Source organism: Hydrogenophaga pseudoflava, from assembly GCF_031020795.1.
Lineage (GTDB): Bacteria > Pseudomonadota > Gammaproteobacteria > Burkholderiales > Burkholderiaceae_C > Hydrogenophaga > Hydrogenophaga pseudoflava_A.
The window spans coordinates 950,021-962,402 of record NZ_JAVHJP010000001.1 but is presented as its reverse complement, the minus strand read 5'-3'; the positions used below and the strand labels follow the sequence as shown (position 1 = coordinate 962,402).

The window sequence follows — 12,382 nt, the reverse complement described above, 5'->3', positions numbered from 1 at the left end:
CACATGGCTTCTCCACTCCACATCAAGGGCATCCGCAAGGCATTCGGCAAGGGCGACAAGGCGGTCGAGGTGCTCAAGCGCATCGACATCGACGTCGCGCCGGGCGAGTTCCTGATCCTGGTCGGCCCGTCGGGCTGCGGCAAGTCCACACTGCTGAACATCATCGCCGGCCTCGAAGAACCGACCGAAGGCGAACTGCACATCGGTGGCAAGAACGTGATCGGCATGCCGCCGGCCCAGCGCGACATCGCCATGGTGTTCCAGAGCTACGCGCTGTACCCGACCATGAGCGTGGCCGACAACATCGGCTTCGCGCTGGAAATGCGCAAGGTGCCCAAGGCCGAGCGCGAGAAGCGCATCCAGGAAGTGGCGGGCATCCTGCAGATCCAGCACCTGCTGGACCGCCGGCCGGCGCAGCTCTCGGGCGGCCAGCGACAGCGTGTGGCCATGGGCCGCGCCCTGGCGCGTGACCCGCAGCTGTTCCTGTTCGACGAGCCGCTGTCCAACCTGGATGCCAAGCTGCGCGTGGAGATGCGCGCCGAGATCAAGCGCCTGCACCAGCACAGCGGCATCACCACGGTCTACGTCACGCACGACCAGATCGAGGCCATGACCCTGGGCAGTCGCATCGCGGTGATGAAGGACGGCATCCTGCAGCAGATCGGCACGCCCGACCAGATCTACCGCCGCCCGGCCAACACCTATGTCGGCGGCTTCATCGGCTCGCCGACCATGAACTTCATCAACGGCCGTGTTGAACGCGCCGGCGAGGGCGGCCGCTTCGTGTTCGAAGGCGGGGCGCTGGACCTGCCGTGCCCGGCCGGGCCGGAGGCCACGCTGGGCCAGCGGCCCGAGCACATCCACCTGGGCGCCGATGCACCCTGGCGCGGCGAGGTGGTGCTGGTGGAGCCCACCGGCGCCGACACTTACATCGTGGTGAAGACGGCCGTGGGCCTGATCACCGTGCGCGAGGCGGCCAACACCCGGGTCGCCGTGGGCGACAACGTGGGCATGACGGTCAGCGGCCGGCACAACAACTGGTTCGACAAGACCACGGGCGCCCGCCTGACCGAGATGGACTCGTCCAGCCTGTTCGTGGGCTGAACGAACAGACCTCCACGCTCCGCCGCTGGATCGTCAGGCCGTCAAGTTCAACGTGATCCGCAGCCCATGGGGCTGCATGTTTTCAGCCGTCGCCTCGCCGCCGTGGCGGCGGGCGATCTCCTGCACGATGGCCAGCCCCAGGCCGCAACCGCCCGGCAGCTCGCTGGCGCGCCAGAAGCGCTGGAACACATGGGACATGTCGGCCTCGGACAGGCCGGGGCCGTTGTCCTCCACCAGCAGGCGCGTGCGCTCGCCGTCGGCTTCGACCTTGAGCGTCACCGCGCTGCCGCGCGGTGTGTAGCGCAGGGCGTTGTCGATCAGGTTGGCCATGGCCTCCCGCAGCTGCAGGGCGTCGCCCTGGACCATGCGGTGTTCTTCGCCCTCGAAACCCAGGTCCACGCCCTCGGACACCGCGCGCGGCGTCCACTCCCGCGCCACATCGCGCGCCAGGGCGGCCAGGTCCAGCGGCTCGCGCCGTGCCGTGGTTTCGGTGCGGGCCAGCGTGAGCAGCTGGTGCACCAGGTGGGCGCTGCGCTCGGCGCCGGTGCGTACCTTGGTCAGGCGTGCGCCCAACACCGGGTCGGCGTTTTCCCGCTGCGCCAATTCCACCTGGCTGATCAGCCCGGCCAGCGGGGTGCGCAGCTGGTGGGCGGCGTCGTTGATGAAGCGCTTCTCCTGGTTCACGTTGCGCGCCACCTCGTCCAGCAGACCGTTGATGGCCTGCACCAGGGCGTGCACCTCGTTGGGCGCCTGCGTCATGCCGATGGGCGAGAGCGCGTTGACCGAGCGGTTCTCCAGCTGCGCCGTCAGCCGCGTCAGCGGCGCCAGGCCGCGCTGGATGCCGCCGTACACCGCCAGGCTCAGCAGCACGCCGGCGGCCAGCAGCGGCGCCAGCATGTCGGCGATCAGCTCCCGCGCGATGCGCTGCTGCACCGCCAGGCTCTTGCCCACCTGCACGCGCAGGGTCTGCGGCGCATTGTCCTCGCCATAGTTGACGTCCAGTGCCACGATGCGCAGCGGCTTGCCGTCGATCTCGGAGGCATAGAGCAGGGGTTCCTCGGTGCCGACCGTGCCCTCGGCCGGCTGCGGCAGGGTCTGGTTGCCCAGCAGGAACTGGCCCGGCGGCGAGGACACCATGTAACTGATGCGGTCCTTGGGGTCCTGTTCCAGCACGTCCTGGGCCGCGCGCGGAAAGTCGATCAGCAGGCCCGAGCCGATGGGTTTGACCTGGCGCGCCAGCGCGCGCACCGACTGCGTGAGCGACTGGTCGATGCCCTTTTCAGCGTAGGACAGCGCGATGCGGTAAGCCAGCAGACCGCCGCCGGCCCAGAGCACCAGCTGTGGCAGCAGCAGCCACAGCAGCAGCTGGCGCCGCAGCGAGAGGCGGGTGGTGGTGGCGGCCGTCATGGCGCGCCGGTGTTTTCGAGCAGGTACCCCAGGCCGCGGATGTTGCGAATGTTCAGCGTCGAGCCGGCGAGCTTGCGGCGCAGGCGGTGCACGTACACCTCCAGCGCGTTGGACGCCACGCCACCCTCTCCGGGATCGGACTGCCAGGCCGCGAGCACGTCCTCGCGGCTGACCACCTGGCCGCTGTGCCGCACCAGCAGGTCCAGCAGCGACCACTCGCGCTGGGTCAGGTCGATCGCCTCGTTGCCGAGCCAGGCGCGGGGCAGCACCGGGTCCAGCCGCAACGTGCCCGGGGCGGGCGGCGGCGGGGCCGGCACCTGCGGACTGGGGCCGAAGGCCGGCAGGCTGGCGCGGCGCAACATGGACTGCAGGCGCGCCAGCAGTTCGTCGCGGTTGAAGGGTTTGGTGAGGTAGTCGTCGGCCCCGGCGTTCAGGCCTTCGACCCGGTCCTCGATGCCGTCGCGCGCGGTCAGGATGAGCACCGGCAGCGCCGGCAGGCGCTGGCGCAGGCGGCGCAGCACGGTCAGGCCGTCGACCCGGGGCAGCCCCAGGTCGAGCACCACCCCTTCGTAGGCCTCGGTGTCCAGGCGGCTGAGCGCCTGTTCGCCATCGACCGCGGTGTCGATGCGGTGGCCGGCCTGCATGAGCTGGGCGCTCAGGCCGTCGCGCAGCAGTTCGTCGTCTTCAACAATCAGCAAATGGGCCATGCGCCCGATTATCCGGCGAGCGGCTCAGTCGTCCTGCATGTCCCAGCGGAATCCGCAGCGTTTGCAGCAGACCGGCACCAGCCGCCGCGCATCGCTGTGTGCGTCGTCCGGCACCAGCAGCAGGCCGTAGGCCTTGCACTGGCCGCAGCTGGCCTGGTTGGCCATTTCTTCGGCGTGCAGCAGCAGGTAGAGGTAGCGGCGCAGCGCCCACAGCGCGATCGCGGCACAGGCCAGCACGAAGCCCGTGTCCAGCAGTTTCTCCTCCCAGGTGCCGCCCTGGAAGGCCTCGAAGCTCGCGATGAGGGCCACCGAAGCCAGCAGCGCCAGCGCCATGTGGGCATGGCTGGACAGCAGTTCCCGTTCGTACCACTTGCGGAACCCGTAGCGGCGGATGCCGTCGGCCAGGGTGGGGTTGAACGGGTTGCGCTGGGCCATGGCCGTCTCCTAGGTCGGGCTCTCCGCTTTCAGCGCCTGCGCCACCGCCGCCGCACGGGCGGCCTGCAGGGCCTGGGCGATGCGCGGGCCGGCGTCGGCCGCGGGCGGATCGGCCGCATTCTCGCGCGATCGCCCGATCTGCTGCATCACCTCGCGCGCAATGACCCCGCTGTCGACCGTCTGCGCCGCGTGCAGCGCCCGCTGCAAGCGTTCGCGCTGGGGATAGGCCTGTTCCCCGAAACCAAGGCGCCCCCGGGCGTCGCACTCGCAGGCCAGCAGCACGTCGTCAAAGCGCTCCGGGCGGCGGATCGCGTCGCAGCGCTCCAGCAGCCGCAGCAGCGCCGCTGGGCCGAGGCCTTCGCTGCGGTGGATGTTGCCGTGTTCGCGCGCCACCACGTCGGCCAGTTCGCGGCATTCGCGTGGCACCCGCCAGCGCTCGCACACGTTCTTGAGCAGGCGGGCGCTGCGCTCTTCGTGGCCGATGTGGCGCGGCAGCACATCGGCCGGCGTCGTGCCTTTGCCCAGGTCGTGGCACAGGCAGGCGAAGCGCACCGGCAGGCTGGTGCCCAGGCGTGCGGCCATGTCGAGCACCATCATCAGGTGCACGCCGGTGTCGACCTCGGGGTGGTACTCGGCGCGCTGCGGCACGCCCCAGAGCCGGTCCACTTCGGGCAGCAGACGCGCCAGCGCGCCGCAGTCCCTGAGCACCTCGAACATGCGGCTGGGCCGCTGTTCCATCAGGCCGCGCGAGAGTTCCTGCCAGACGCGCTCGGGCACGAGGTGGTCGACCTCGCCGTGGTCGACCATGCGCACCATCAGCGCCCGGGTGTCGGGCGCGACCGTGAAATCGGGGAAGCGGGCGGCGAAGCGCGCCAGCCGCAGGATGCGCACCGGATCTTCGGCGAAAGCCCCGGTCACGTGGCGCAGCACGCGGTGGCGCAGGTCGTGCAGGCCGCCGTGGGGGTCGATCAGCGCGGCACCGGCCGGGTCGTCGGCCTCGGCCTGCGCCACCGCCATCGCGTTGATGGTCAGGTCGCGCCGCGCCAGATCCTCTTCCAGCGTCACGCCGGGGTCGGTGTGGAAAGCGAAGCCGTGGTAGCCGGGGGCGGTTTTGCGCTCGGTGCGGGCGAGCGCGTATTCCTCGTGCGTCCGCGGGTGCAGGAAGACCGGGAAGTCCTTGCCGACCGGCAGAAAGCCGCTGGCGGCCATGGCCTCGGGCGTGGCGCCCACGACCACCCAGTCGCGGTCCACATGGGCGGCCGTGGCCGTGTCGCGAGCGAGCAGGGCGTCGCGCACCGCGCCACCCACCAGATAGATGTCCATCGGCCTAGTGTAGGCCGCGGGGCGGCGGCGCGTGGGGACTACGGCCCTGCCCGGTACGGCTCGTCGAAGCCGATGAAGTCGTGTTCGGCCAGCGCCTGCTGGACCCAGGCCTGCACGGCTGGCAGTTGGTGCACGCGGTCCACGTACGCTGCCACTGTGGGGCTCACCGGCAGGGCGTAGCTGCGGATGCGCGAGCAGACCGGGGCGAAGTAGGCGTCGGCGATGCCGAAGTGGCCGAACAGCATGGGCCCGCCGTGTTCGTCCAGCAGGGCGGTCCACATGGCCTCGAGCCGCGCCACGTCGGCGCGCACGCCGGCCTGGTCGCGCCAGACGATGCGCCCGATCTCGGGCAGCGAGGCCTCGACATTCATCGGACAGTGGTTGCGCAGGGCGGAGAAGCCGCTGTGCATCTCGGCGCAGACGCTGCGGGCCCGGGCACGGGCTTTCGGGTCGGCTGGCCAGAGCTGCTTTTCGGCGAAGCGTTCGGCCAGGTACTCGGCGATGGCCAGTGTGTCCCACACCGCGAAGCCGTCGTCCACCAGCACCGGCACCTTGCCCACCGGGTTGATGGCGGCGACCACGGACTTGAAGGCGGACTGCGCATCGAAGGAATCGAAGCGCACCATCTTTTCTTCAAAGGGGATGCCGGCGCCGGTCAGCAGCACCCAGGGGCGCATGGACCAGGACGAGTAGTTCTTGTTGCCGATGTAAAGCTGCAATGCCATGGGTTCCTCCGGTTGAGAGCCTGCATGGTAGGGCCCAGGCCACGCGCCATTGATGACAAAGAAGGGCCCGATTGATTCGCCGCCAGGCGGTGGATGACTCAGGCGTACTTTTCGAGGATGCGGGTCGAGCGCTCGACCTCGCGGATCGTCTGTTCTTCCGATTCCGAACTCGACACCGCTTCCATGACCGAGCAGGCCATCATGCGATAGAAGGCCTTGTCCATGGCCTTGCGTGCGGCCGACATCTGCTGGGCCACGTCTTCGCACGAGCGGCCGCTTTCGACCATGTCGATGAGTCCGCGCACCTGGCCCTCGATGCGCTTGAGGCGGTTGACCACATCGCGCTGGTGCTCCGAGCGGAAGGTGGCCGCCGTGGCGTCGCTGGCGGCGGTCGGTCTGGTCTTGGCGGTGGTGCTGGCCATGGTGTCTCTCGTGTATGAATGAGCGCAAGAGTGTGCCAAAAAAGCGCGGACGCAGGCTGCTGCCTCAGCGTCCGCCGCTGCGCAGACGGTCCAGGCGCTGGCGCACCGCCTGCCGCCCCAGGTACAGCGGGGCCACCGAGTGCACCGACCGCGGCACGATGCCCAGCGACGACAGCCCGGGCCACTGGCTGGTGGCGACGTTGTCGACCGCCATCGAGTCGAGGTTGTCGCGGCTCATCAGCGGCTCGCCCGGCAGGCATTCCATGGCCAGGGCCTGCAGGCGGCCGAGCGCAGTGGGCACCGGCAGCACCAGCCGCTCGCGGCTGCCCAGACGTCCGGCCAGCCGCACCAGTTCGGCGAGCGTGAGCACCTCGGGGCCGGCGCATTCAAAGGTCTGGCCGACGCTGCTGCGGGGCAGGCCGGTGTCGCGCAGGCAGGCGATCACGGCGTCGGCGACGTCTTCCACCCAGACCGGCTGGAAGCGCGTGCGGGCGCCGGCCAGCGGCATCACGGGGAACACCGTTTGCAGGCGCGCGAACAGGTTCAGGAAGCGGTCGCCGTCACCGAAGATCACGCTGGGACGCAGGATGCTCAGTGCCAGTCCGGCGGACCGCAGCACCTCCTCGCCGCGGGCCTTGCTGCGCTGGTACATCGATGGCCCGTCGAGCTGGGCGCCCAGCGCGCTGATGTGCACCAGCCGGCGCACGCCGCTGGCCTGGCAGGCGCGGGCGATGGTGGCGGGCAGTTGCACGTGCGCGCGCTCGAAGGCGGTCTGATCGCCGTGCAGGATGGCTACGAGGTTCACCACCGCGTCGTGACCGGACATCAGCCGGGCCAGCGTGGCTTCGTCGTGCACCGAGGCTTCGACCACGGTCAGCCGCGGCAGGTGCTGCACGGCCGATGCGTTGGTCGCGCGCCGGGTGGGCACGGTGGTCTGCCAGCCTGCACGCTGGAGCTTCTCGCACAGATGCCGCCCCACGAACCCGGTGCCACCGAGGACCAGCACCTGTTTCACGGAAGCTCCCGGTTGTAGCTGTCCTGGCGGGCCGGTGGGCCGACGACCCCGAGCCGGGCGCGCAGCGATTGCGGCTGTCCGGTGATCAGGCTGGCGTAGTGCGTGGTGTTGGCCAGCACCTTCTTCACATAGTCGCGGGTCTCTTCGAACGGGATGTTCTCGGCCCAGACCTCACCGGCCAGCACCGGTCCCTGGCGCCAGGCGCGGGCGCGGGCCGGCCCCGCGTTGTAGGCGGCGGCGGCCAGCGGCATCGAGCCGTCCAGGTCGTCCAGTGCGAGCTTGAGGTAGGCGGTGCCGATCAGGATGTTGGTGTCGCGGTCGGTGATCTGGTGCGACTGGAAGTCGGTCAGGCCGATCTTGCGGGCGGTCCAGCGGGCCGTGGCCGGCATGACCTGCATCAGGCCTGAAGCGCCCACGCCCGACCGCGCGTCGGAGACGAAGCGGCTCTCCTGGCGGATCAGGCCATAGACGTAGGCCGGGTCCAGCCCGATCTCGGCCGTGCGCCGCAGCACCTGCGCGCGGAACGGCATGGGAAAACGCTGGGTCTGGTCCTGCACGCTGCGCGTGCGTTCACTGGTGTTGATGCAGCGGTCCCAGATCTCGTACTGGCAGGCCAGCGCGGCGGCAGCCAGCAGTTCGCGGTCGCCCATGCCGCCACGCGTGTGCAGGTTGGTGGTGTAGTTCCACTCGCGCACACCTTCGCTGCGCAGGCCCAGACGGATGGCGGCCAGCGCGCGCTGCAGCCCCGGATGGGTCTGGGCGGCCGCCAGTTCCTGCGGTGTGAGGGGCGCGGGCGCCGGCGGCGTGCCGACGCTGTGGCCTAGCTCTTCCAGCGCGAGCAGTTCGTAGAAGCCCTGGTGCGAGGCGATGGAGCGGTAGAGTCCGCTGGCGACGATCTGCGCCGTCAGCACATCCGGTTCGCGCAAGGCCTGCGTGGCGCGCGCGCGCCAGTAGACCCAGGCCGGCTCCTGGCGCTGCGCCTCGTCCATGGCTGCGATCGCGTCCCGGACGTGGCCCCAGGCGCCCGCGCGCAGGCCGGCGCGGGCCTTCCATGCCAGGTGGTCGGGCGCCATGTGGCGGTCGCTGCCGTTGGCGAACGCCGCCAGCGCGTCGCCCTGCAGCGACTGGGCCATGCGCTTGCCGATCACGCCCCAGACCCAGCTGCGCTCTTCGGTGGTGAGCTGCGCCTTCCAGCGCGTGTGGTCCATCTCGAGCGCCGCCGCCGCAGCGTCCTGGCTGGCCAGCCGGATGATGGCAAGCGTCACCAGCTCCTTGGTGCGCGGCCGGATGGCGGTGAACTTCTCGTCGAGGTAGCGCGCCGGGTCGGTGGCGATCGCGTGCACCGTCGGCACCCAGTCGGGATTGAGCAGGTTCACCGCCTGCACCGCGGCCGCCGTGCGGCCGGCTTCCATGGCCAGGCGTGCGCGCTGCCAGGCGGCCTCGGGTCGCAGGTGGCCGCTGTCGAGGAAGGCCTTGGCCGCGGTCGCGCAGGCGTCGTCGGCCTCGCGCTGCGCATGCCAGAGGCGGGCCACTTCCTGGGTCGCCTCTTCCGAAGGCTTGCGTCGGGCGGCCGCATCGAGCATCAGCGCGTAGCACTGCACCTGCCGGTCGTCGTTCATGCGGTAGCGGGGCAGCTCGGCCTCGAAGGTGGTCCAGTCGCGTTGTCTGCCCAGTTGCAGCAGCCAGTCGTTGCGCAGCCGGTCCTCCCAGTAGCTGCCGGCCATGCGGTCCAGGGCGGCTCGCACGTCGGACGCCGGCGCCGACTCGAGGCGGGCCTTGGCCTCCCAGTACACCGCCATCGGTTCAAGCACATGGCCCCGCACTCGCCACAGCAGGGCGGTCAGGGTGGGGGTGGCATTGCGCCGGAAGGCGTCGCGCATCTCCAGCAGGGCAGCGTCCGCACTGGTCTGCGCCCGGACCGGTCCCTGCATCAGCAGCGCGGCCATAATGGGCAACAGCCCCTGTTTCACGCGCATCAATCTCATGCGTCGATTATGGACAACAACCCCTCCGGCACCGCGAAAGACCCGGCCTCCCAAGGCACCAAAGCCGCCTGGCGCAAGCGGCTGATCGACAAGCGGCAGAATCTCGCGGACCGCGCCTGGCGCAACGACCTGCTGCAGCGCGTGATGCGGGTCTGGCTGATCCACCGGCCCGACACCGTGATCGGGGCCTACTGGCCGATCAAGGGCGAGTTCGACCCGCTGCCGGCGCTGTTCCGCTGGCAGGAAGCGGGGCTCGAAGAGGACGCCCAGAGCGCCGCGCGCCACCGCCGCATCGGCCTGCCGGTGGTCAACAAGGTCGACAAGACGCTGACCTTCTACAGCTGGTACCCCGGCTGCCCCATGGAGGAAGACGCCTTCGGCATTCCGAAGCCCAAGGACACCGAGATCATCGAGCCCACGCTCATCTTCGTGCCCTGCGTGGGTTTCGGGCCCGGGGGCTACCGCCTGGGCTACGGCGGCGGCTTCTACGACCGCACCCTGGCCTCGCTGCGGCCCAAACCTTTCACCGTCGGCCTGGGCTACGACTTCGCCTACCTGCCCGAACTGCAGCCGGAAGTCCACGACGTGCCGCTGGACGCGATCCTGTCCGACACAGGCGTGATGTGGCCCATCAAGGGCTAAGGGTGTTCCGCTGAGGCGTGCACCTCGCTGATGCGCTTCTCGCGCCGCACCAGGTAGAGACCGCTGCCGACGATGATGGCGGCGCCGAACCAGGTGTGGGCCTCGGGCAGGGTCTGCCAGATCAGCCAGTCCAGCCCTACGCCCCAGGCCAGCGCGGTGTATTCAAACGGTGCCACGGCGCTGGCCTGGCCGCTGCGGAAGGCTTCGTTGATGGTGAGCTGGCCCAGAAAACCGGTGATGGCCAGCGCCAGCAGCAGCGCGGCATGGTCCATCGACACCGGCTTCCAGTTCGACCAGGCCAGCAGGCCGCCGCCGACGCTCATGAAGATCATCATGGTCAGGATCAGCGATTCGGTGCTGTCGGTGCGGCTGAGCAGGCGCCCCGCCACCGCGGCCACGGCGTAGCAGAAGGCCGCGGTCATCACGGCCAGGCCGCCGGTGGTGGCGAAACCGGCCTGCAGGTCGCCGCCGCTGGGACGGATGGCCACCAGCACGCCGACGAAGCCCACGCCGATGGCCCACCAGTGCGCCCGGGGCACCCGTTCCTTGAGCACGGGCACCGACAGCGCGGTGATCAGCAGCGGGGCGATGAAGAAGATGGTGTAGGTGGCCGACAGCGGCAGTTCGCTCACGCCACGCGTGAACAGCGCGAGCATGGTGATGCCCAGGCAACCGCGCAGGATGTGCAGCGACCAGCGCAGCTTGCGCAGCCGTCCCCAGCCGCGGCGCCACTGGATCCAGGCCAGCACCAGCGGCAGCGCGGTCAGGCCGCGCAGACAGGCCATCTGCAGCGGCGGGTAGTGCGCCGAGAGGGTCTTGAGCACCGCGTCCATGAGCGAAAAGAACATCACCGCCAGCATCATGTTGACGATGCTGCGGAGATTGCCTTGGGCGTGCTGGGCGGCGGAAGTCATGGGCAAAGAAGCAAAGCGGCGCAGTGTGCCCGAGCCGCGGATCCGGGCGGGCACCACTGGGGATCAGTCGATGTGGTCCACCGTGTCCGGGTCGGGCAGGTCGCCGATGGCCTGCCGTGTTCTTTCGGCTTCCCTGAGCAGCCAGTCGCAGAAGGCCTTGACCTCCGGCCGCGTCTTGCTGCGCGGCGCCAGCACCAGCCAGTAGACCAGGGGCGAGTCCAGCCGCATGGCCGGCAGCGGCTCGACCAGGTCGCCGCTGGCCAGGCTCTCGGCCACCAGGGGCATGCGCGCCAGCGCCACGCCCTGGCCGGTGAGGGCGGCCTGCACGATCTGGCTGGCGTAGTTGAAGTACAGCCAGCGCTGCGGGCTCAGGCGCGCCTTGCTGCGCGCGCGGGCGATGCCCGTGGGGGTGGGGGCGTAGTGGTCCAGCCAGCGCTGCCAGGTGAGGTATTCGAGGTGGCGGGTGCGGTGCGCGTCGCCGGCCTCGATCAGCGTGACCTTGGCCAGGTCGTCCAGCGTGGCGATGCGGTGTTCGCGCAGCAGCCAGGGGCTGGCCACCGGCGTGAGCTGTTCGCCGAACAGCCGCACGGCGCCGGCAGCGATGGCTTCAGGCACCGCGTAGCGCAGCGCCAGGTCGACGTCCGCGGTGGCCAGGTCGACCGCGGCGTCCGTGGCGTCGATGCGGATGTCGATGTCCGGGTGTTCGCGCTGGAAGGCTTCGAGGCGCGGAATCAGCCACATCGAAGCGAACGACGCCCAGGTGGTGATGGCCACGCTGCGGCGCCCGGCGCTTTGCCGGATCTGCCGCACGGCCGCATCAATCCGCTCCAGCGCGGAGCCCGCCGCGCGCAGCAGGATGGTGCCGGCGCCGGTCAGCTCCACCGAGCGCGTGTGGCGCAGGAACAGGGCCGAACCGACTTCGTCCTCCAGCGACTGGATCTGCCGGCTGACCGCGCTCTGTGTGAGGGAAAGTTCCTCGGCGGCGGCGCGGAAATTGAGGTGTCGGGCCACCGCCTCGAAGGCGCGCAGGTGGCCCGCAGAGATCGGCCGGGTGCGTGGATGGCTGGGGGTGAGGGCCTGGGACATGGGCGGACGGTGTGGTCTGGATTGATGCGGTGGACGAATCAATAGCTTAGCCCCATTTCATTGGACGTGCGGCGCCGCAACACGGAAGATGACCCCCATGCTGTCGTCACTGGAGTCCATCATGTACTCATCCGCTGCTTCCTCATCCGTGTCCTCGTTCCGCCCGGCGGGCGCCTGGCGCCTGCACCCCGGCCATGCCATGAGCCTGCGCCCGAAGGAAACCTCGGTGCTGCGCATCCACCGCGGCCCGGTGTGGGTGACCCTGGGTGAACCGGGCGCCCTGTCGCCGCAGGCCTCGGGCGACCGCTTCCTGAAGGACGGCGAATCGATGGTGGTGCCCGCCGGCGCCCGGCTGGTGATGGAGCCGCTGTCGCGGCGCGAGTCGGACGGGCCGGTCTGCTTCGACTGGTCGGGTGCCCCGCCGGTGCAGGACAGCCGCTTCGGCCGCGAGGTGCGGGCGCCGCTGCGCGAGGCGGCGGCCGCCTTCGGTCAGGCGGCCTGGGCCCTGGTCCGGGTGGCGCGCGGCCTGCTGGGCTACAGCGAATTCCTGGTGGCCGGCCGCGGTCGCGTGTTGTCGCCGCTGGAGTGCCTGCGCTGACAGACCTCGCGCGCCGGGG

13 protein-coding genes are annotated in these 12,382 nt (G+C 70.3%); 3 read left to right on the top strand and 10 right to left on the bottom strand.

Translation table 11 applies throughout. From position 1 onward, the window contains the following. Positions 1-3: 3 nt before the first annotated feature. A complete protein-coding gene (locus RCO38_RS04710) occupies positions 4-1,104 on the top strand; it encodes an ABC transporter ATP-binding protein (protein WP_308327128.1) in 1,101 nt (366 codons plus the stop codon). A gap of 33 nt (positions 1,105-1,137) precedes the next feature. Here the strand turns inward: RCO38_RS04710 and RCO38_RS04705 are convergent, their stop codons facing one another. The 8 genes from RCO38_RS04705 to RCO38_RS04670 form a co-directional block, all read right to left on the bottom strand. Then, positions 1,138-2,511, bottom strand: a complete 1,374-nt coding sequence (locus RCO38_RS04705; protein WP_308327127.1) for a sensor histidine kinase — start codon at positions 2,509-2,511, stop codon at positions 1,138-1,140. Next, on the bottom strand, positions 2,508-3,218 hold the full coding sequence (locus RCO38_RS04700; protein ID WP_308327126.1) for a response regulator transcription factor: 711 nt from the start codon (positions 3,216-3,218) through the stop codon (positions 2,508-2,510). The genes RCO38_RS04705 and RCO38_RS04700 overlap by 4 nt, the downstream gene beginning before the upstream one ends. A gap of 24 nt (positions 3,219-3,242) precedes the next feature. Further along, complete coding sequence (locus RCO38_RS04695) at positions 3,243-3,653, bottom strand: hypothetical protein (RefSeq protein ID WP_308327125.1); 411 nt, start codon at positions 3,651-3,653, stop codon at positions 3,243-3,245. A gap of 9 nt (positions 3,654-3,662) precedes the next feature. Next, on the bottom strand, positions 3,663-4,976 hold the full coding sequence (locus tag RCO38_RS04690; protein ID WP_308327124.1) for a multifunctional CCA addition/repair protein: 1,314 nt from the start codon (positions 4,974-4,976) through the stop codon (positions 3,663-3,665). Between the two features lie 38 nt (positions 4,977-5,014). Further along, on the bottom strand, positions 5,015-5,701 hold the full coding sequence (locus RCO38_RS04685) for a glutathione S-transferase family protein (RefSeq protein WP_308327123.1): 687 nt from the start codon (positions 5,699-5,701) through the stop codon (positions 5,015-5,017). A 98-nt stretch (positions 5,702-5,799) separates the two neighbouring features. Then, positions 5,800-6,123, bottom strand: a complete 324-nt coding sequence (locus RCO38_RS04680) for a metal-sensitive transcriptional regulator (RefSeq protein ID WP_308327122.1) — start codon at positions 6,121-6,123, stop codon at positions 5,800-5,802. 64 nt (positions 6,124-6,187) lie between these two features. Beyond that, positions 6,188-7,138 (bottom strand): complex I NDUFA9 subunit family protein, encoded by a 951-nt coding sequence (locus RCO38_RS04675; RefSeq protein ID WP_308327121.1) that lies wholly within the window; start codon positions 7,136-7,138, stop codon positions 6,188-6,190. Beyond that, complete coding sequence (locus RCO38_RS04670; RefSeq protein WP_308327120.1) at positions 7,135-9,123, bottom strand: lytic transglycosylase domain-containing protein; 1,989 nt, start codon at positions 9,121-9,123, stop codon at positions 7,135-7,137. Before RCO38_RS04670 ends, RCO38_RS04675 begins: the two co-directional genes overlap by 4 nt. A gap of 9 nt (positions 9,124-9,132) precedes the next feature. Between RCO38_RS04670 and RCO38_RS04665 the strand changes: the two genes are divergently transcribed. Continuing rightward, positions 9,133-9,765 carry a 5-formyltetrahydrofolate cyclo-ligase gene (locus tag RCO38_RS04665; protein WP_308327119.1) on the top strand — a complete coding sequence of 211 codons (633 nt, stop codon included), beginning with the start codon at positions 9,133-9,135 and terminating at the stop codon, positions 9,763-9,765. On the opposite strand, the gene RCO38_RS04660 is transcribed toward RCO38_RS04665, so the two are convergent. Then, a complete protein-coding gene (locus tag RCO38_RS04660) occupies positions 9,762-10,679 on the bottom strand; it encodes a DMT family transporter (protein ID WP_308327118.1) in 918 nt (305 codons plus the stop codon). The genes RCO38_RS04665 and RCO38_RS04660 overlap by 4 nt on opposite strands. A gap of 63 nt (positions 10,680-10,742) precedes the next feature. Beyond that, positions 10,743-11,765, bottom strand: coding sequence for a LysR substrate-binding domain-containing protein (locus RCO38_RS04655; protein WP_308327117.1), 1,023 nt, complete (start codon positions 11,763-11,765; stop codon positions 10,743-10,745). 97 nt (positions 11,766-11,862) lie between these two features. Here RCO38_RS04655 and RCO38_RS04650 point away from each other — a divergent pair, with 97 nt between their 5' ends. After that, positions 11,863-12,363 carry a DUF2917 domain-containing protein gene (locus RCO38_RS04650; RefSeq protein WP_308327116.1) on the top strand — a complete coding sequence of 167 codons (501 nt, stop codon included), beginning with the start codon at positions 11,863-11,865 and terminating at the stop codon, positions 12,361-12,363. Positions 12,364-12,382 lie beyond the last annotated feature (19 nt).

What these genes read in the sequence shown, in the direction of transcription:
- RCO38_RS04655 (WP_308327117.1), bottom strand. Translation starts at nt 11,765, where the DNA reads ATGTCCCAGGCCCTCACCCCCAGCCATCCACGCACCCGGCCGATCTCT.
- RCO38_RS04660 (WP_308327118.1), bottom strand. Translation starts at nt 10,679, where the DNA reads ATGACTTCCGCCGCCCAGCACGCCCAAGGCAATCTCCGCAGCATCGTC.
- RCO38_RS04670 (WP_308327120.1), bottom strand. Translation starts at nt 9,123, where the DNA reads ATGAGATTGATGCGCGTGAAACAGGGGCTGTTGCCCATTATGGCCGCG.
- RCO38_RS04650 (WP_308327116.1), top strand. Translation starts at nt 11,863, where the DNA reads ATGCTGTCGTCACTGGAGTCCATCATGTACTCATCCGCTGCTTCCTCA.
- RCO38_RS04695 (WP_308327125.1), bottom strand. Translation starts at nt 3,653, where the DNA reads ATGGCCCAGCGCAACCCGTTCAACCCCACCCTGGCCGACGGCATCCGC.
- RCO38_RS04705 (WP_308327127.1), bottom strand. Translation starts at nt 2,511, where the DNA reads ATGACGGCCGCCACCACCACCCGCCTCTCGCTGCGGCGCCAGCTGCTG.
- RCO38_RS04690 (WP_308327124.1), bottom strand. Translation starts at nt 4,976, where the DNA reads ATGGACATCTATCTGGTGGGTGGCGCGGTGCGCGACGCCCTGCTCGCT.
- RCO38_RS04680 (WP_308327122.1), bottom strand. Translation starts at nt 6,123, where the DNA reads ATGGCCAGCACCACCGCCAAGACCAGACCGACCGCCGCCAGCGACGCC.
- RCO38_RS04665 (WP_308327119.1), top strand. Translation starts at nt 9,133, where the DNA reads ATGGACAACAACCCCTCCGGCACCGCGAAAGACCCGGCCTCCCAAGGC.
- RCO38_RS04700 (WP_308327126.1), bottom strand. Translation starts at nt 3,218, where the DNA reads ATGGCCCATTTGCTGATTGTTGAAGACGACGAACTGCTGCGCGACGGC.
- RCO38_RS04710 (WP_308327128.1), top strand. Translation starts at nt 4, where the DNA reads ATGGCTTCTCCACTCCACATCAAGGGCATCCGCAAGGCATTCGGCAAG.
- RCO38_RS04685 (WP_308327123.1), bottom strand. Translation starts at nt 5,701, where the DNA reads ATGGCATTGCAGCTTTACATCGGCAACAAGAACTACTCGTCCTGGTCC.